General features: G+C 51.8%; 17 protein-coding genes and 1 pseudogene. 14 read left to right on the top strand and 4 right to left on the bottom strand.

Annotated features, from left to right (window positions below):
- The first annotated feature begins 130 nt into the window (after nucleotides 1–130).
- Nucleotides 131–1,105, top strand: coding sequence for an aldo/keto reductase (locus QW71_RS04765; protein ID WP_039293966.1), 975 nt, complete (start codon nucleotides 131–133; stop codon nucleotides 1,103–1,105).
- 122 nt (nucleotides 1,106–1,227) lie between these two features.
- Here the strand turns inward: QW71_RS04765 and QW71_RS04760 are convergent, their stop codons facing one another.
- A complete protein-coding gene (locus QW71_RS04760) occupies nucleotides 1,228–1,932 on the bottom strand; it encodes a DUF421 domain-containing protein (protein ID WP_047013624.1) in 705 nt (234 codons plus the stop codon).
- A 199-nt stretch (nucleotides 1,933–2,131) separates the two neighbouring features.
- Between QW71_RS04760 and lspA the strand changes: the two genes are divergently transcribed.
- The 8 genes and pseudogenes from lspA (at nucleotide 2,132) to QW71_RS04720 (ending at nucleotide 12,267) form a co-directional block, all read left to right on the top strand.
- Nucleotides 2,132–2,587 carry a signal peptidase II gene (gene lspA, locus QW71_RS04755; protein WP_039293964.1) on the top strand — a complete coding sequence of 152 codons (456 nt, stop codon included), beginning with the start codon at nucleotides 2,132–2,134 and terminating at the stop codon, nucleotides 2,585–2,587.
- A gap of 259 nt (nucleotides 2,588–2,846) precedes the next feature.
- A pseudogene (locus QW71_RS36910) lies at nucleotides 2,847–4,795 on the top strand (assimilatory sulfite reductase (NADPH) flavoprotein subunit).
- Between the two features lie 84 nt (nucleotides 4,796–4,879).
- A complete protein-coding gene (gene cysI, locus QW71_RS04745) occupies nucleotides 4,880–6,595 on the top strand; it encodes an assimilatory sulfite reductase (NADPH) hemoprotein subunit (RefSeq protein ID WP_047013623.1) in 1,716 nt (571 codons plus the stop codon).
- A 530-nt stretch (nucleotides 6,596–7,125) separates the two neighbouring features.
- Nucleotides 7,126–7,872: a type I methionyl aminopeptidase gene (map, locus tag QW71_RS04740; RefSeq protein ID WP_039293962.1), complete on the top strand. Its 747-nt coding sequence runs from the start codon at nucleotides 7,126–7,128 to the stop codon at nucleotides 7,870–7,872.
- A 179-nt stretch (nucleotides 7,873–8,051) separates the two neighbouring features.
- Nucleotides 8,052–9,482, top strand: coding sequence for a PAS domain S-box protein (locus QW71_RS04735; protein ID WP_160311775.1), 1,431 nt, complete (start codon nucleotides 8,052–8,054; stop codon nucleotides 9,480–9,482).
- Between the two features lie 81 nt (nucleotides 9,483–9,563).
- The gene (locus QW71_RS04730) at nucleotides 9,564–9,956 is read left to right on the top strand and encodes an ATP-binding protein (RefSeq protein WP_047013622.1); all 393 of its coding nucleotides are present in this window, start codon (nucleotides 9,564–9,566) and stop codon (nucleotides 9,954–9,956) included.
- A 21-nt stretch (nucleotides 9,957–9,977) separates the two neighbouring features.
- Nucleotides 9,978–11,987 carry a methyl-accepting chemotaxis protein gene (locus QW71_RS04725; RefSeq protein WP_039293960.1) on the top strand — a complete coding sequence of 670 codons (2,010 nt, stop codon included), beginning with the start codon at nucleotides 9,978–9,980 and terminating at the stop codon, nucleotides 11,985–11,987.
- Between the two features lies 1 nt (nucleotide 11,988).
- On the top strand, nucleotides 11,989–12,267 hold the full coding sequence (locus tag QW71_RS04720; protein WP_200905887.1) for an STAS domain-containing protein: 279 nt from the start codon (nucleotides 11,989–11,991) through the stop codon (nucleotides 12,265–12,267).
- Nucleotides 12,268–12,369: 102 nt separating this feature from the next.
- Here QW71_RS04720 and QW71_RS04715 read toward each other — a convergent pair whose 3' ends face one another.
- Nucleotides 12,370–12,774, bottom strand: a complete 405-nt coding sequence (locus QW71_RS04715; protein ID WP_039293958.1) for a CBS domain-containing protein — start codon at nucleotides 12,772–12,774, stop codon at nucleotides 12,370–12,372.
- Nucleotides 12,775–12,986: 212 nt separating this feature from the next.
- A complete protein-coding gene (locus QW71_RS04710; protein WP_039293956.1) occupies nucleotides 12,987–13,412 on the bottom strand; it encodes a VOC family protein in 426 nt (141 codons plus the stop codon).
- Nucleotides 13,413–13,552: 140 nt separating this feature from the next.
- On the opposite strand from QW71_RS04710, the gene QW71_RS04705 reads away from it, so the two are divergent.
- Complete coding sequence (locus QW71_RS04705) at nucleotides 13,553–14,359, top strand: hypothetical protein (RefSeq protein WP_039293953.1); 807 nt, start codon at nucleotides 13,553–13,555, stop codon at nucleotides 14,357–14,359.
- 7 nt (nucleotides 14,360–14,366) lie between these two features.
- Here QW71_RS04705 and QW71_RS04700 read toward each other — a convergent pair whose 3' ends face one another.
- Entirely contained in the window at nucleotides 14,367–15,263 is an 897-nt protein-coding gene (locus QW71_RS04700; RefSeq protein WP_039293950.1) for a TIM barrel protein, read from the bottom strand.
- Between the two features lie 513 nt (nucleotides 15,264–15,776).
- Between QW71_RS04700 and QW71_RS04695 the strand changes: the two genes are divergently transcribed.
- The 4 genes from QW71_RS04695 (at nucleotide 15,777) to QW71_RS04680 (ending at nucleotide 19,410) form a co-directional block, all read left to right on the top strand.
- Nucleotides 15,777–16,871: a winged helix DNA-binding domain-containing protein gene (locus QW71_RS04695; protein ID WP_039293949.1), complete on the top strand. Its 1,095-nt coding sequence runs from the start codon at nucleotides 15,777–15,779 to the stop codon at nucleotides 16,869–16,871.
- A 65-nt stretch (nucleotides 16,872–16,936) separates the two neighbouring features.
- A complete protein-coding gene (locus tag QW71_RS04690; RefSeq protein ID WP_039293946.1) occupies nucleotides 16,937–17,416 on the top strand; it encodes a heme-degrading domain-containing protein in 480 nt (159 codons plus the stop codon).
- 196 nt (nucleotides 17,417–17,612) lie between these two features.
- Complete coding sequence (locus QW71_RS37760) at nucleotides 17,613–18,080, top strand: GNAT family N-acetyltransferase (protein ID WP_052769893.1); 468 nt, start codon at nucleotides 17,613–17,615, stop codon at nucleotides 18,078–18,080.
- Nucleotides 18,081–18,243: 163 nt separating this feature from the next.
- A complete protein-coding gene (locus tag QW71_RS04680) occupies nucleotides 18,244–19,410 on the top strand; it encodes a hypothetical protein (protein WP_039293943.1) in 1,167 nt (388 codons plus the stop codon).
- Nucleotides 19,411–19,414: the final 4 nt, after the last annotated feature.

The following is a 19,414-nucleotide window of genomic DNA, read 5'->3' as shown; positions in this document are numbered from 1 at the left end:
ATTTTTTGTCCGGCCCAGTAATACTGCATTTTGAAGTTTGTTCAACAAAAGGCTTGCCTTAGAGCCTACTCTAAGGATTATATTAGACCCGATGCAGACAACCTAACCGAAATGAATGGGAGGAAATGCGATGAAGTACAGCTATTTGGGTAAATCCGGTTTGAAGGTCAGTCAATTATGTCTGGGCACGATGAATTTCGGGCCGGAAACCGAGGAGAAGGAAGCGTTCAGGATTATGGATGCCGCACTGGATGCGGGAATCAATTTCTTCGATACGGCCAATGTGTACGGCGGCCAGGACCGCCGCGGCTGGACCGAGGAAATTATCGGCCGCTGGTTTCAGCAGGGGGGCGGACGGCGCGAGAAGGTTGTGCTGGCCACCAAGGTATACAATGACATGTTCGACGAGCAGGACGGACCCAATTCCGGCTCCGGCTTGTCCGCTTATAAGATCAGACGGCATTTCGAAGGCTCATTGAAACGTCTACAGACGGATCATATTGAGCTTTACCAGATGCATCATATTGACCGGAATGTATCCTGGGAAGAGCTGTGGGGCGCATTTGAAATTCTTGTCTCCCAGGGCAAAGCTGATTATATCGGCTCCAGCAATTTCGCCGGCTGGCATATCGCCGCTGCGCAGGCTAAGGCCAAAGAACGCCATTTCCTCGGCCTTGTGTCCGAGCAGCATTTGTATAACCTGCTGGAACGGACACCGGAGCTTGAAGTGCTGCCGGCATCCAAGGAGCTGGGGCTGGGCGTCATTCCATGGAGTCCGCTGGCCGGAGGCTTGCTCGGCCGCAACGCCTTGTCCAAGACGGGTGTGCGCAGCGCCCGCTCCGCCAAGCTGGAGCAGCACCGCAGCCAGCTGGAGCAATTCTCCGCGCTCTGCAAGGAGCTGGGCGAGCATGAGGATCAGGTTGCTCTGGCCTGGGTACTCGCCAATCCGGCTGTAACAGCGCCGATTATCGGGCCGCGTACGATAGAGCAGTTCGAGGATTCGCTGCGTGTTACGGAGATTGTACTGGATGAAGCTGTGCTGAAGAAGCTGGACGAGATTTTCCCCGGACCGGGCAAGCCGGCACCGGAAGCCTACGCCTGGTAAAATTGTAATTACCATAATTCAATACAAATTCAAGTTCTTATAACGAAAAAGGCCAGACTATCCTTTGGGAGGTAGTCCGGCCCTTTTTGTTTAAGCCCTTCGACTGTTTGGGTCTAAGCTGCTCAGAATTCACCGGGTTTTGCCTGATGCGGGGCGGCTTCGATGACGCACAGCTCCCCCTCTTCATTCAGTTCGGCATAAGCCACTGACGTTAGCTCAGGATAACCCTTCTTCCGCAGCTCCCGGAGCAGCCAGCTTTCGTGTTTGCCGAGACTCTCAAGCGCCGGACGCTGAATGATACCGGATTCAACGACGCATTGCGGAAGACCAACTCCCTTCACGTCGATATCCAGATCTTCCCGGGTTACCGGTTCATATTGTGGCTTCTTCAGAATGCTGAGCGAGCCGTTCGTTTCATAGATCGCATAAGCAACCTCATTGATAGAAAAGGTGTCCTTCGCCCGCAGCATCATCCGGAGCTGCTCGAAGTCCAGATTGTTCTTGCGCAGCTTATGGAGATCAATGGCACCATCCCGGATGAGAATCTCCGGCTCCCCCTCCAGCGGCTTGCGCAGCTTGCTGACATGTTGGGTAATCTTCTCGAAGGTGATGGACAGTACCGTCCAGACGGCTAGCGCAAACAGCAGCTTCAGCACCGAATGATCCTTCTCGTAAATCGTGTCACCGACCAGATCGCCTAGAATAACTGCAGAAATGAAGTCAAATGGCGTCAGGGCGGAAATCTCTTTCTTGCCCAGCAATCGGGTCATTGCCCATAATCCGATAAAACCGGCGATCAGCTTAACCAATATCGATCCGTACTCCATTGGCTACCACCCTCCAGATATGAATGAATCTAAGAGTGTTTAACCAATGCCCCATATCATGTAACAGGCAACTTCTGGCCGGGACAGCGGCCTGTCCGCTGGAGCTGGCAGGATGAATCCCGGCTCCGACCTGTGATAGACTAGAAGGTGAGAAGTGAAATCATTCCGGTGATATTACAGGGGGGCGAGGTGAAGGTAGATGCTTTTTTATCTGATTTCCATATTGGTAGTGCTGGTTGACCAAGCCGCCAAATGGCTGGTCCGCACCCATATGGAGCTTGGGGAGAGGATTCCCTTCTGGAGTCCGCACCTGCAGTTCGTCTATTATGAGAATAGCGGGGCAGCCTTCAGCTCCTTTCAGGGCTACGGAAAGTATTTTTCCATAATCGCTGTTGTTTTTGTAGCGGCAGTGTTCTATTACCGGCGGCAGGGCAAGATTCGCGGGCCTTTGCTTGAGGCAGCCAGCGGTTTTCTGGTCGGCGGAGCGCTCGGCAATGCGATTGACCGTGTGATCTACCATCAGGTAACGGACTTTCTAGTGTTCGGTAACCGCGGGGGGATTCTCAATCTGGCGGATCTGGCGATTAATGCCGGGGCAATTCTGATTGCAGTCTACCTGCTGGTCGACCACTTTGGACACAAAGCTGCCCGGTAAGGAGAAGAAATGCGGTCCTAAGGCTATTCCGGTTTATCATTTTATCTAATACAAGTTATCATTATTTGTAATGAACCCGCCTAAATCAGAGCTTTTTACTATGATTTAGGCGGGTTTTGTGTGTTTTATACCTTTATTAAGCTTTTATACCATAAAATGCCTGTTATCTGCTTCGTTGATCGTTTCTTATTAATGTGTTAGCCTGAATTCATGATGTTAAGAGGATAGAAGATTGCACGTTAAGGAGAGGTCGATATTGTTGCAATTACAAGTTACGAACAGTCCCTTTAATGAGAGCCAGGCTGAGCTTCTGAACCGGCTGCTGCCGACGCTGACCCATTCGCAGCAGGTATGGCTAAGCGGTTATTTATCCGCGTTGTCTCTGCTGGGAGACACCGGTCAAGCAGGCCCGGCGGTGCTCCCCCTTGCTGCTGAAGCGGCAGCAGGAGTGTCAACGTCCACAAACGCAATGCCACAGCCGAAGGTATCCCGTGAGGTGACCGTATTGTTCGGCTCCCAGACCGGCAACTGCCAGCGGCTGGCGGCGAGCCTCTCGCGCAGGTATCCCGTGAGGTGACCGTATTGTTCGGCTCCCAGACCGGCAACTGCCAGCGGCTGGCGGCGAGCCTCTCGCGCAAGCTGGAAGGGCAGGGCTTCAAGGTTACGGTTGCCGCGATGAACAGCTTCAAGCCGAGTGGACTGAAGAAGATTGAGAATCTGCTGCTGCTGGTCAGCACCCATGGTGAAGGCGAACCGCCGGATAATGCCCGTGCCTTCCATGAATTTCTCTACAGTAAAAGAGCCCCGCAGCTTCCACAGCTGCGTTACTCGGTACTTGCACTCGGCGACACTTCCTATGAATTCTTCTGCCAGACCGGGAAAGATTTCGATCAGAAGCTGGAAGAGCTGGGCGCACAGCGCTTAACACCGCGTGCGGACTGCGATCTCGATTATGATGAGCCTGTAGCCGAATGGTTCGAGCATGTTATCCGCTCGCTAAGCGGTTCCGGTTCGCAGCAGGCTGCGGCGATCGCGGATGAGGCTGTACTGGCAGCCGAGAGCGCAGAATCGCTGGAATCGGCATATTCACGGAATCATCCGTTCCATGCCGAGGTGCTGGAGAACCTGAATCTGAACGGACGCGGCTCAGACCGTGAGACCCGCCATCTGGAGCTGTCGCTGGCCGGTTCGAATATTACGTTTGAGCCCGGTGATTCGCTCGGAGTATATCCGGAGAACCACCCGCAGCTTGTGCAGGATATCATTGCTGCCATGGGCTGGGAGGCTGGTGAATCCGTTCCCCTGAACAAGAAGGGGGAAGAGGGCACACTGCATGAAGCGTTGCTGCGGCATTATGAAATTACCGTACTGACGAAACCGCTGCTGGAGCAGGCAGCCAAGCTGAACTCTGCACCTGCCCTGCAGGAGCTGCTGTCCCCGGACCGGCAGCAGGAGCTGAAGAATTACATCCATGGGCGTGATCTGCTGGACTTGATTCAGGATTTCGCACCATGGGAAGTTCCGGCCCGCAGCTTCGTGACGATTCTGCGCAAGCTGCCGGCAAGATTGTATTCCATTGCCAGCAGCTACAATGCCAACCCGGATGAAGTGCACTTCACGGTACGGGCTGTACGCTATGAGTCGCATGGACGTGAACGCTACGGAGTCTGCTCCGTACATTGTGCGGAACGTGCAGAGCCGGGCGCTACACTGCCGGTCTACATCCAGAACAATCCGAACTTCAAGCTTCCGGCAAATCCGGATACGCCGGTGATCATGATCGGACCGGGTACTGGTGTCGCCCCGTTCCGCTCCTTCCTGGAGGAACGGGAAGAGCAGGGGGCACAGGGCAAGTCATGGCTGTTCTACGGCGACCGGCATTTCGTCACAGACTTCCTCTACCAGACGGATTGGCAGAGAATGCTGAAGGACGGTGTGCTTAGCAGGCTGGACGTTGCCTTCTCACGCGATACGGACGAGAAGGTTTACGTACAGCACCGCATTCTGGAGAAGAGCCGGGAGCTGTACACCTGGCTGCAAGAGGGTGCACATGTCTATGTATGCGGAGACGAGAAGCATATGGCCCATGATGTACACGCTGCGCTGATTACAGTAATCCAGCAGGAAGGCGGACTGAGCCCGGAAGGGGCAGCCGCTTATCTGGAGAATCTGCAGCAGGAGCAGCGTTATCAGCGTGATGTATATTAAACGATATTCAGCGGAGGAACCTCCGCTGGGCTTACGATACAATTCTTGAAGAGCGCGAGGCAATGCGGAAGGAGAGGATCAATAGTGGCAAACAATGAACCAGCGGTGAAGCCAATTGGCGGACCCCCGAGTGATGTTGAACATATTAAGCTGGAGAGCAATTATCTGCGCGGTGCGCTTGTCGAAACCCTCAGCAACCCGATCACCGGAGGGCTGCCGGAGGATGACAACCGTCTGCTGAAATTCCACGGCAGTTATATGCAGGATGACCGGGATTTGCGCAGTGAGCGTGAACGCTCCAAGCTGGAGCCTGCTTACCAGTTCATGCTGCGTGTTGTAGCGCCAGGCGGAGTAGCGACACCAGCGCAATGGCTCGTAATGGACGATCTGGCCCAGAAATACGGCAACGGCACATTGCGTATTACGACAAGACAGGCTTTTCAAATGCATGGCGTACTCAAGTGGAATCTGAAAAAGACGATCAAGGGAATTAATGATACGCTGATGACTACGCTCGCAGCCTGCGGTGACGTCAACCGCAATGTCATGAGCGGACCCAATCCGTATCAGTCAGAGGTTCATGCCGAGGTAAACGAGTGGGCCAGAAAAATCAGTGACCACTTAGCCCCGCGCACCGCGGCTTACCATGAAATCTGGCTGGATGGGGAGAAGGTAGTGGACAGCAAGGTGGTTGAGCCGATTTACGGGCCTGTGTACCTGCCCCGCAAATTCAAGATCGGCCTGGCGGTGCCGCCCTCCAACGATGTAGATGTGTTCTCCCAGGACCTGGGCTTCATTGCTATTCTGGAAGACGGGAAGCTGGCCGGATTCAATGTCTCGGTCGGCGGCGGGATGGGGATGACGCATGGTGATACCAGCACGTATCCTCAGCTGGGGCGGATTATCGGCTTCTGCCGTCCGGAGCAGATGATTGATCTGGCGGAGAAAACCGTCACCATTCAGCGCGACTACGGCAACCGTTCGGTCCGCAAGAACGCCCGCTTCAAGTACACGATCGACCGCCACGGTCTGGAATGGTTCACGGGCGAGCTGCATGAGCGGCTGGGCTGGACGCTTGAACCGGCACGGGAATATCATTTCGACCACAACGGCGACCGCTACGGCTGGGTGAAAGGCTTCGACGGCAAATGGAATTTGACGCTGTATATCCAGAGCGGACGGATTCAGGATGCCCCGGGGTATCCGCTGATGACAGGCCTGCGGGAGATCGCCAAGATTCATGGCGGGGATTTCCGCCTGACGCCGAATCAGAATCTGATCATTGCCGGAGTCAGCCATGCCAAGAAACGCAAGGTAGCCGAGCTTGCCAAGCAATACGGGCTGACCGACGGAGCCCATCATTCCGCGCTGCGCAGAAGCGCTATGTCCTGCGTGGCGCTGCCGACCTGCGGTCTTGCGATGGCGGAGGCTGAGCGATATCTGCCGCTTCTGCTCGATAAAATGGAAGTCATCATAGATGAAGCCGGCCTGCGCAATGAAGAGATCATCATCCGCATGACCGGCTGCCCTAATGGCTGCGCCCGGCCTGCGCTTGGTGAGATTTCGTTCATCGGCAAAGGCCCGGGCAGATACAATCTGTACCTGGGTGCCGGCTTTACCGGAGACCGGCTGAACAAGCTGTACAAGGAGAACATTGACGAGAAGGAGATTCTCGACACTCTCGGGCCGATCATTCACCGTTATGCCAAAGAACGCAGTACCGGTGAGCATTTCGGAGACTTTGTGATCCGCAGCGGATATGTCAAAGCCGTTACTTCGGGACTTAACTTCCACGATTGACCATAGATGGCTTGACGAAGCAGTACGCATCCTGACTTGTCTGGCAAGGCAATGTATATAACGAACCTGTTTTCCGGCGTTTACGCGGAGGACAGGTTCGTTTTGCGTAAATCCTGCACAGAATACAACATTTACCTCATGATCTCTGCTATAATCCAGAATTGTTGTATAAAAGGCAACAATTCTCCTACTCCAAGCGGTTTAACAGTACAATTCTTGTATTTCATACAACAATCTGTCCAAACACCCAGGTTTACAGGAAGCCAAGTTGTAATATATACAACATTAGCCTATACAATATGAAACTTAAGCATCTCGGGTTCTACCAGCAACTTATTAGGCGTGGGGATTTGGATAAACCGTTTATAACATAAGCATTGATCGGTTACCTGTAGCTTTAATTTCTATCCTTTCACAGAATGAATTTGGATTTCCGGCGGTTTTCTTACATAATATAGAGTAGCACTACAAAATCATAACCAAGAGCCATTGCTGTGAGCTGTGGCTTCTGTACAGAAGAGGCGAATTTAATGATCATCATGAAAACGATGGAAGAGATCGAAAAAATGCGTGCGGCCGGCAAAATATTGGCCGAATGCCACCGGCAAATCGCTCAGATGCTGAAGCCCGGAATTACGACCTGGGAGATTGACCAGTTTGCTGAGAAGTTCATTCTCTCCCAGGGGGCTACCCCTGAACAAAAAGGCTATCATGGCTATCCATATGCGACCTGCGCATCTGTGAATGATGTCATCTGCCACGGCTTCCCCAAGCACGAGGAGCTGAAGGATGGAGATATTGTAACAATTGATATGGTAGTCAACTTGAACGGGTGGCTGGCAGATTCAGCCTGGTCCTATGGCGTTGGCACCATTAGCGAGCAGGCGGACAAATTGCTGGCTACCACCAAAGAGGCTATGTTCAAAGGCATTGAGCAGGCTGTGGCCGGCAACCGGATTGGTGATGTCGCTCATGCCATCCAGGTATACGCGGAAGCTAACGGCTTCTCCGTAGTCCGTGATTTCATCGGGCATGGCATCGGCTCTGAAATGCATGAAAAGCCTGATGTGCCTCACTATGGCCCGGCAGGCAAAGGCCCGCGCATCAAGGAAGGTATGGTGTTCACCATTGAACCCATGCTGAACACCGGCAGCTACCGGACTAAGGTTGATGCGGACGGGTGGACAGCGCGTACCTTTGACGGCGGATTGTCGGCACAATATGAGCATACGCTGGCGGTAACTCCGCAGGGCACCATTATTTTGACAGAGCTGTAAGAATCAGCTGCTGCCTGCTATTTTAATGAAGGATGTTAGGTTTCAACCCGGACTGTGGTCATGTTTTCATGCCGCAGGCCGGGTTTTTCTGTCTAACTGTGTCGGAATTCACGGCTTATCTCCATTTTATTGAATATAATGGGGAGACTTTAAAGCTGAATAGAATAGAGGCTTGTGAAATGGCAACAGATAAACCGTGTAAGAATCTGCATCGCTCCCCCAGTCCGGCGCAGTGCATGGAGCATTATGGCTGCATCTATGAGAATAATCATCTCATTACGTTGCTGGTGGACCCGGAGAACGGCGGAATTGCTGATGCCAACCGGGCAGCATGCGAGTTCTACGGCTACAGCATCCGGCAATTCAGGCAGCTTCTGATCTGCGATCTGGCGGCTGACCCGAAATCAGGGGTTCAGGAATTTGTAGAGAAGGCGCTGCCTGAGGGTGGTGACCAGAAGAACCGTGTGTTCATTGACCGGCATGTTCTGGCCAGCGGGGAGCCCATTGATGTGGAGGTTCATACCGGCATGATGACGATGCTGGGCAAAAACTGTGTGTACACCGTAATTCACGACATCAGCGAACGGGTCCGTTCCGAGCAGCGGCTTCGAGAAAGTGAAGAACGGTACAGAGATCTGGTCGAGCTGTGCCCCGAGGCTATTCTGGTCTATAGCAGCGGCACTATCCTGTTCGCCAATAAGCAGACAGAGCGGATGTTCGGCGCCAAGAAGCAGGAGCTGACCGGCAAAAGAATTGAGGATTTCTTCAATGAGGTATACTTCCAGAGTGCAGAGCATAACAAGCTCAAGACAACTGGTCTGTTGAAAGAACGCTTCCGCATTGAACAGCGGCTGATCAGGCGGCAGGACAACCGTAGCTTTGATCTTGAAATTTCCGGGGTGCCGGTCATATATGAAGAAGCGAAGGCGCTGCAGCTGGTGTTCAGGGATATTACCGAGAGTAAAAGGGAAGTGGAGCGGGCGGTCCGGCTTCAGGAGCACCGGCATGCGGTGTCCTTTCCGCTGGACAGCAAGGCGGTTCTGGAGAAGCTCTACATCCCGGCCCGAACCTTAAGCGGCGATTTCTTCATCTTCCATAAGGTCAACGAAGAACAGGTCATTGGCATTATCGGTGATGTGACCGGTAAGGGGATTACTGCAGCGCTGAATATCTCGGCCCTACGGGTGCTGTTCATGGACAGCCTGTCATGTACACAGGACCCCGTACAGGTACTGCGCGATCTGAATTACAAAGCGCTGCAGCATCTGGGTGAGGATTATATCGCGGGCTGCTGCTTCCTGCTCGACTTCGGGACAGGACTGCTCAAGGCAGCCGGAGCCGGAATTAATGAGTTTCTCTATGTTCCCCGCGGCAGGGACTGCGAGAGAATTACCGTTAAGGGTGCACCGCTCGGCATGTTTGAGAGCAGTGAATTTGAGGAGAAGACTATCCCGTTTGAATCCGGGGACCGGTTTTGCTTTTATAGTGACGGGATGGAGCTGCTGTTTAACAGTGACGAGCTGGGGCGGGAGTACGGGTATCTGCTCGAGAGATTTGCCGGAGCAGCGCTGCAGGATGACTGCACCTGGCTCGGCCTGAATATCCAGTGACGGACGGGCGCTGCCTGCAGGGCGGATTCATGGCGTGTACATGCGCAGGACGATGATTTCAGAACTTATAAGGAGTGAGTCATGGGAGCTATTCATAAGGAAGTGATGCTTCACGGTCTGGAGCGTCATCAGATGATTATTGACGGAATCATTCAGGAGCTTGACTTAGAAGCCTATGCGTTTGATATCCGCCTGATTCTGATCGAAGCGGTAACCAATGCCTATTACCACGGGAACCTCAGCGATTGCAGCAAACCGATTACCATCCGGTATCTGCTAATGGATCAGCTGCTTGAGCTGCAGATAGAGGATTCGGGGGCCGGGGACAGCGAATTGGTGTTCCCGGAGGCTATCGGGAGCGATGAGTTACTGGAAGAAGGGGGAAGAGGATTGTACCTGATCCGCTGTTTCTCGGACAGTGCAGAGATGATACATAATACGATGTACATCAGCAAGAGTATCTGTCCCTCATAGAATTACAAAGGGGAGAATTCGGTGAAATTAAGTTTGAAAGTCAAAATGAGTATCCTGTTATTTCTGATTATCAGCGTACCGCTGGGCATATCCGGGGCTGTATCCTATCAGCTGGCTTCGGGAGCCTTGCAGAAGACGATTGAAGAGGAATTAAGGGGGACTACTAATTCTACAGCCAGAGCGGTGGATGCCGAGCTGGAAGCGGTAGGCAATGATCTGGGTATCGCCAGCAGGAACAGCACGCTGGCCGATTTCGCCGGGAATCCTTCTGCTGCATCCTTAAGAAACACAGCATTTAATTACATATCCGGTGTTCAGAAAGACAATGCCAAGCTATTGGAATCGCTGATCATCGCCGATACACACGGTAAGGCGCTGATTACCAGCAGCTCCGAATTGCCCGGGCTTGATGTGTCGGACCGTGCGTACTTCCAGGAAGCGCTGCAAGGCAAAGACGCCGTCAGTGAAGTTATTCTGTCGCGGGAGACGAATCAATACATCGTAGCGATCGCCAGACCGCTGCGGGTAAATGATCAGATTACAGGCGTGTTAATCGGTACCGCCTTGTTTGAGAATATCACTTCCCCGGTAACCGGGGTGAAGATTGGAGAGCACGGATACGGATATATGATTGACCGCACCGGCCTGATCGTCTCGCATCCTGAGCAGGACAAGGTCCTGAAGGAGAATCTGGACGGCAACAGCAATGCTGAACTGAATGAGCTGGTCCGGCTGATGAAGGCCGGAGAAACCGCACACGGCTTCTACACCTATGAAGGCGTGCATAAATATGTTTCTTTTCAGCCCGCAGGCAATTGGGTAGTAGCTACAACGGCAAATGTAGAGGATTATATGGCTCCGGCGGACGAAATCCGTAATACTACGCTGATCATTATTCTGGGCTTTATCGTCGTTGCCATGCTGGCCGCATATTTCTTTACCACACGTAATATTGTGAATCCGATCAAGAGGCTGGAGAGAGCCATGGGCCGGGCTGGTGACGGGGATCTGACCGTTCATACCTCAATCCGCTCCGGAGATGAGCTGCAGACGCTGAGTGAATCATTCAACACCATGATTGACAAGCAGGAGGCCATTATCGAGAAGGTAAGAGCAGGTTCGGTATCCTTAACCTCCATGTCCGAGGAAATGGCAGCTTCTTCAGAGGAGATCAGCGCATCGATTCAAGAAATCAGCTCCAGTACCCAGGAGATTGCTTCCGGAGCAGAGAATAACAATCAGTCGGTCGTCAATGCTTCCCAAGTGCTTGTACAGCTATCCAGTCTGGTGCAGCTGGCGCAGAGTAAAGCGTCTGCTACCTCCGGTAATGCCGATAACACGAATCAGGCAGCGCAGGAAGGCAGAGCCAGAGTTATCAGTACAGTACAGGCGATGGATACGATCCACAGCAGCACCAAAGAGACGGAAGAGCTATTGCTGACGGTCAGCGGGTTGTCAGAGAAGGTATCCACAATGATCGGAACGATTAACAAGATCGCCCAGCAGACCAATCTGCTGGCCCTGAATGCTGCCATCGAAGCAGCGCGTGCCGGTGAGCATGGCCGTGGTTTCAGTGTAGTAGCCGGTGAAGTACGGAAGCTGTCGGATGAGACGCATACCCAGGCCGGCGAGATTACAGGTCTGGTCAGTGAGATGGTCTCGCGGATTACCCAGGCCGTAGATTCCATGAGAGGCGCTGCAGAGGCGGTAGAGAGCGGCGTAAGCATTGTGAATGAGACGGACCGCGCGTTCGTGCATATCATTCAGTCTGTTGAGATGATTACAGAGAATGTGCAGGAGATTCTGGATATTACCAGAGATGAAGTAGCAACCTCTGATCAGATTATTAAGCTGATTGATTCCATGGGCACGATATCGGAGCTTGCGGCAGCGAATACAGAGAATGTATCCAGTGCAACGGAAGAGCAGGCGGCAACGGTCAATAATTTCGCGGCTTCCGCTCAAGAGATCAGTGCTATGGCTAATGAACTGGAGATTCTTGTTGAGAAATTTATAATCAGGGGTGAGTAGCTTGAGCGAGATTATTATTGAGATGCCGGAGCTGTTCTCGGTTGATGAAGCCGGACATTTCAGAGAAGAAGTACGGAATTATATTCTTGACGGCCATTCAAGCTTCCTGCTTGATTTCGGGACCTGCCGTTTCATTGACAGCACCGGACTTGGGGTGATTGTCAGCTCCTACAAGAAATGTGTAGAGACAGGCGGCACCATTAGGCTGACGGGGATGAATGACAATGTCCGGAAGATTTTTGAGCTGACCCGGCTGACTCATGTGTTTGAGATTATATAGACTTGCTAACTTGAACAAAGGCAGGGCCGTCCTTCGGAGGACAGTCCTGCCTTTGCCTTTGCTGCGGATGAATAACTGATCACTTAATGCGGCGTTATGAGGTTAATCGGTAATATTCCGGGTGTAATACTCGATGATATCCTTGCGGCGGATGATGCCTAGGAAGATCCCGCTGCCATCCACCACAGGGACGAAATTCTGGTCTGCGGCCAGTGTCAGCATATCCTCCATCTGTGCGTGAATCTCTACGCTCTCGTTATGCACATGACGCTGAATGGTGCCTACGGTCACTCCGGTCATATTCTCAAAACTAAGACCCTCGGTGTTCTTCAGTTTCCATAGCAGATCGCCCTCCGACAAGGTCCCAACATATTTGCCTTCTTCGTCAATAATCGGAATGGCGGAGTAATAATGATTCTCCAGCTGCTCCAGCGCTTCCCGCATTGAGATCGAGGAAGTGATAAACGCCACCTGATCTTTGGGCAGCAAAAAAGAGGATATTTCCATAGGTTAGTCTCCTTTACAGTAGGATGTGTACATAAACGTTAGATCAATTAAAACACATAACATGATGTAAGCGCATTAACAATTGGGTTACAACTTCGTAAGGGAGAGGGCTAAGAGCAAATAATAAAAGGATATGGCGCCCTCCCAAGGGGAAGATTCAACATATCCTTACCGGTTTTTTGTATATAAAAGATATGTTAATGCTGTAATTGTTAGCCGTTCTGGCCGTTATCGTGGCTGAGCTGCCAGTAGATGCCGAATTTGTCCTTCAGGCTTCCGTAACATTGACTCCAAAACGTCTTTTGCAATTCCATGGTAACGGTGCCGCCTTCCTTGAGCTTATGGAACCAGTCTTTGATCTTATCTTCATCCGTATCCATCAGCGTCAGGTTGATATTATTGCCTTCCACAAAAGGCATTCCGGGAAATACATCCGAGAACATTACCGTGCTGCCGGCAATTCTCAGATTGGCATGCATTACCAGGTGCTTGGCTTCTTCCGGCAGAGGGTGGGAAGGATCGGGCGGAGCTTCGCCGAAAGTCATAATATGCGGAGGTTCGGTCCCGAATACTTCAGCATAATATTCAACAGCTTCCCGGGTATTTCCGTTGAAATTCAAGTAAATATCAATTGCCACATGCGTCACTCCTCTAGTGTTAAATTAAGGCAGGCACGATACTGTCATATTGTATCATGTGCCTGTCTATTTACAAATATACTTGGCAGACTCTAAGATAGGGAAACAAGTGGAGACAAGAATTACAGGAGGACTATGCTGTGAAAATATATGGCTGTGATTTCAGCGGAGCGAAGAATCCGGAGGGCAAAATTTACGTGACTGAAGGGAACCTGGAGGCGGGGGAATTAACGGTAGAGCGGGTGTTCAGCTGTGAGGACAGGCTGGATCTGGCGTATTATATCCGCTCAAGCCAGGCCCCCTGGGGCCTCGACTTTCCCTTTTCCATACCGGACTATTATTTGCAGGAACAATATGATTCGTCATGGATCAGCTTCCTGGAGGGAGCCTATGACGATACCCGGGAGTCTTTCAGGCAGCGGTTTGGCGTCATTCACAGCGGCAGGAACAGCCGGGATATGCGGGTGACTGACATTGCCCTGCAGGCCAAAAGCCCGGTCTCTTCGACACCGATTGCTATGCACGGAATGCTGTACGGCGGACGGAAGCTGCTGTTTAATCTGCGGGAGGCGGTATCCGTTTACCCCTTCGATGAAGTCCGGGATCATGCTTCGCGGCTGTATGAGGTATACCCGAGCCATGGCTGGAAGACCCTGCAGCTGAAAAGCAGTGATCCGGCTGCGCCCGCGGAGATCGGCCCCCGCTTCAAAGCGCTGGTGGACGAAACGTTCGTGATAACCATCACGGCGCAGGCTGCGCTTGGAACACTGGATGCGGCAGGGAAGGCCAATCCACATGCCAGAGATTCTATGATGGCCTGCATACCGCTCGCGTATTGTATCTACAAATACGATCTGGAGAAACACTGGCCTGTCCGGCCGCAATTCGCCACAGAAGAAGAATGGGCGAATAGGGAGCGGGAGGGACTTGCAGTCAGACTCTTTTAAATCATTATCAAGCTCCGGATAGAATGCCATCCACCCATGCATAACAACGCTCCAGCTGTTCTGTTGTGATGAGATCTGAGCGATGCTCGAACATGATTTTCACTCCGCTGTTCTCCTCACGGATGATGCGGAGATAGTCTTCAATGGGTGCCCAGCCGTCTGCGGGACTCAGTTCCGGCAGTGCCGGGTAATGGCTAAGCCGGACAGTGTCCTTGACCTGAACACTCGACAGATGGATTAGTGCTGCGTATTTGGTGTATCTCCTCAGAAGTGCGCGGGCATCGAAACGGGGATCAAGCTTGTCCTGCAGATACAACCGGGCAGTGTCCAGGCACAGCTTAATGCCGGGATATTTAACTAACAGCTGTTCCAGAAAATCCTGATTATAGACATAGCTGTTCAGTCCGTCGAATTCCAGAATAGGCTGGAAATGATACTCACGCCCTTTCCGGCTCAGCCATTCGAAGAGATACTCACTCCGCTGAATCAGATCTTCCAGAGAGGTTTCACTCTCATAGATGTACTCCCGGCGGTCACCGAACCGCCACTGCTGCCAGTCCACGCGGTCATCCAGTATGACCGGCTTCGGATAATGAAACAATACATATCCGGGACGGAGGGTGACCATATAGTCCAGCTCTTCTTGAATATGCCCAAAAGCAGCCGCGCGCTCCTGCTCATCCGGCGAGAGGAACAGGGCGTCCCGCAGCCGCGTAGGATCGGCGCGCAGCGGGAAATGGACTCCGGTGTGAAACTGGTGTTGCTGCGCTTCCGCGATCAGATTCCGGCAATCTTCTTCTGCCTTGAAGGAACAAGCCTCGATTCCATAGAATCCGGCTTTGAAATCCTTGTGGAATTTGCTGTAATCGAATCCTCCGTATTGACCAATCATAAATTGCTGCAAACGATTCACCCCGTATGTCTTCGTGATTTCTAATTCTTCACCCAGCGAAATATCCGGACTTCCGGGCAGCTGCTGGGGCCGCAGGAACTCCTTGCTTCAGTGACTCTCAGTGGCAGAAATCTGGTAACTTTATGTAAATGTAAAATCCTGCCCATAATACAACATTTCCGCCATCCTATCAGCCAATATCCAAAATTGTTGTATAAAAGGCATGATTTCACCGTTTTCAAGCGGCTTAGCAGGAGTATTCCTGTATTTTATACAACAATCTTCCCGAACACCCGCCTAACAATGAATCAAAGTTGCACAACGTACAACATTTATGTCTACAGTGCTGCTTCCTGACTCTTATATAGAAAGTATTATTCGTCAGGAGACAGTTTTTTCCTGCAATTCAGTGATGCCGGCGGTTCGGAATTGCCGGACGCTCTGCTTGCGGCATACGATATCGGGATGGACAGTGGATAGGCAGATACCTATACTGGAGGAAAGTGCCAGGGACAGCAGAGGAGAATGATTGTGACCAACAAGCGTATTGCCGATCAGCGGCTGATTCATCAGCGGATTCAGCAGCCTTCATCCCTTCAGCCTGGTGAAGTGGTGCGTGCGTTCGGTGCCATGCAGGCTCAGGATTATATGCAGGCCGTCTGGGCTATTGGGCTGCGAACACCATCAGCAGTATTAATAGAGGTTGAGCAGGCCATCGCGGACAGGAAGCTGCTGCTGACCTGGACGCTGCGCGGGACGCTTCACTTCGTACCGCCGGAGAATGCGAAGTGGATGCTTCAGCTCTGTGCCCCGCGCATTCTGCGTCAGGCGGCAGCCAGGCTGACCCAGCTTGAACTTGACGACAAGATCCTGGAGCGCTGCCGGAAGATCATCTATAATGCACTGAAGGGCGGACGCCAGCTCACACGTCCCGAGCTGCTGAAGCTGCTGGAGGATCAGGGCATCAGCATATCCGGCCAGCGCGGCTATCATATTCTATGGCATAGTGCGTATAACGGTCTGATCTGCTTTGGTCCGCGTAGCGGCAAGCAGCAGACATTCGTCCTGCTGGATGAATGGGTGGAATACTCGCGTGAGCTTTCTTTTGAGGAGTCACTGAATGAACTGGCCATGCTGTATTTCACAGCGCATGGGCCTGCAACTGTGCAGGACTTTGCCTGGTGGGCAGGGCTGACGTTAACGGATGCAAGAGCAGGTCTTGAGGCAGTGCGGAGCAGTCTGCAACCGGAAGTGATTGACGGCAGTGAATACTGGATGCCTCATCCTGCGGCAGTAACGGCAGTAGAGCCTGCCGGTGTTCATCTGCTGGCCGGGTTCGATGAATATATTCTCGGCTATAAAGACCGGAGTGCCGTGCTGGAGCCGGAGTCGTTCCCGCTGATCGTGCCGGGCAATAACGGCATCTTCCTGGCGACGGTAGTCACTGACGGGAGGGTAGCCGGAACCTGGAAGCGGACGATTAAGAAAAAAGGTGTCGAGCTGTTCATAACGCCTTTTGCACCCTTGGATCAAAAGGGAATAGAAGGAGTGCAGCAGGCTGCTGAGCGCTATGCACTGTTCCTGGGTCTGCCCTTAACCAAACTTGAATATCTCAAATGACCCGATTAACTGCAGCAGATCCATCTACTACAACCAACTATAACCGGACTAAGGAAGTGTTGATTATGGAAGACTACACCCCATTATTGGAGCAGATACTTAAGCAGGAACAGGAGCTGCAGTTCAGCGCGTTCAGCAATCAGACAGCCATCCAGGTGGGCAGCGCAATTCTGGCCAGAGCGCAGAGCATGGACAAGCAGATTACGGTGGATATCCGGAAGAACGGAACCGTGCTGTTTCACGCCAAAATGAATGAGAACGGCCCCGGCAATGACCGCTGGATCGCCCGTAAAATCAATGTCGTGAACCATTTCGGACACAGCTCTTATTATATGAATGTGCTGTATAAATCATGGAATACCACAATTCAGGATAATGCTTTTGTAGATCCGATGGAATACGCCGCCGAAGGCGGGTGCTTCCCGCTTCTGATCCGGGGTGCCGGAGCGGCCGGAACCATATCCGTGTCCGGGCTTTCCGGTGAAGAGGATCATGAGATGATCGTTGCTGTGCTGGAGCAGATCATTAAGCCGCAAGCCAATTAACCCGCACAACAATTTTGGATTATCGCTTAGATCATGAGGGAAATGTTATATTTGGTGGAAGGTGTTGTATGATGGGCAGTTTCCGCGGGAAGAAGCGGACTGCCTTTTCTATTTCTTAATTACTGGGCGAATTTCCCTGAATTATGCTATTCTTAGAGGGTTGAAGCAACCAGTCAGAATAAAGGAGACTTGCCGTATGACAGCTATAGCAATCAGACAGTTGATGCCCGGTGAGGAGAAGCTGATCACCCCATTAATCCGCGAGGCGTTTGATATACATATTTCCGTTAACTATTCGGCGCAGGGCGTTATTGAATTCTATAAGTATATTGAACTTGCCGCGATCCGTAAGCGCATGCAGCAGGATCATGAGATATTCATCACCACGTCCGGTCCGGGGGTTACAGGAATCATAGAACTTCGTAACAATAATCACATCTCGCTGCTGTTCGTGAAGAATGCACACAAAGGAACCGGGATCGGCCGGATCCTGCTGCAGCATGCGGTTGACAAGATGAAGGCAGACGGGGTCCGGCAAATTACCGTGAATTCATCCCCGAATTCAATTGGTTTCTATGCTTCCCAAGGCTTTGTGCCGGTTGGTGAAGAGGAAGAGGAGCGTGGGGTACGTTCGCTAAGCATGAAGCTCGATCTGGAGGGGTAATTATATAGAAATCTCACACGGGATGCTCCATACGTCATGGAAGAGGACGTTGGGGCATCTTTTTGTATGCCCTCAGCAGGAATAATCTGGAGGGTTATCGAATAGTAGCGAATATCAACAAAATTCGACTTTTCAATTACATACATAAGCGGGGTATTGCACAATGAAAACATGGAAAAAGACATTATTTCTGATCGTTACTTTTGGATTGATCTTCTTGCTTCCGTTATTCGGGAGTCTGGCGAAATGGCACGGATTGCCCCCCGGCTACGGCGACTTTCCTGCCCAAAGGGTGGAAGCTGACCCCGGGTTCAGCCTGCTTTATTTCTCCCTGGCCTGTGTTGTAGCGCTGATCATTACGCTGGTTTTTGTATTCCCCCGGCTGTTTGGCTTCAAGAAAACCCCGGAGGCCCCCCGGCAGAAGGGAGCAGCTACACCTTTTCCAGTCTGGTTCTGGTGGAGTCTGCCGGTCCTCGCGGTCAGCTGGTTTCTGATGTGGGCACGGCTTAAGCTGTATGTTTCCTTGGAGTATTACACGTTTGTTCCGCTCTGGTGGTCATTCATCCTGATTCTGGACGGACTGGTGTATAAAAGAAATAATGGGGCCTCGATTATCTCGCGCAAGCCCAAGGTAATGCAGCTGCTGGCTGTGGTCTCCTGCTTCAGCTGGTTTGCCTTCGAATATCTCAATTTCTTCGTACTCGAGAACTGGTATTATCCCAATAATGAAGTGTTCTCCAATTTCGGCAATGTGTTCTGGTTCTCCTTATCCTATACGACTGTTCTTCCGGCCATCTTCGAATGGTATCTGCTCCTGAAGACCTTCCGCTTTTTCCGTACCCGGTATAATAACGGCCCTAAATTGAAGGTGTCCGGAGTGTTCCTGATCATTTATTATGTCCTCGGGCTGATCCTGGCATTTGGGATGGGTTATTATCCATATCTGCTGTTCTGGGTGCTGTGGGTCGCGCTTGTTCCCATGCTGTCTGCAGCGATGGCGCTTGCCGGCTACTGGACGCCTTTTACACCGATTAAGAACGGGGACTGGTCCAAGGTCATGCTGATTGGTCTGGCTACCGTATTCAACGGCTTCTTCTGGGAATTCTGGAACTTTGGCAGTGAGTGGTTCCATAACGATGCCCCTACCAATCCGAATTATTGGAAATATTCCGTGCCTTATCTGGACAAGTTTCATATTTTCTCCGAGATGCCGCTTCTCGGATACTTCGGTTATTTATTCTTTGGGCTGAATTGCTGGATTATTTGGCTGATTGCAGCGTATGTGTTTAAATTCGATGCCGATATCGAAGTCACGGGAGAACAGAGCTAAAGGT

This window comes from Paenibacillus sp. IHB B 3415 (assembly GCF_000802655.2).
GTDB lineage: Bacteria > Bacillota > Bacilli > Paenibacillales > Paenibacillaceae > Paenibacillus_AQ > Paenibacillus_AQ phytohabitans.
The sequence above is the reverse complement of the archived record's forward strand: the minus strand, read 5'-3'. Positions and strand labels throughout refer to the sequence as shown.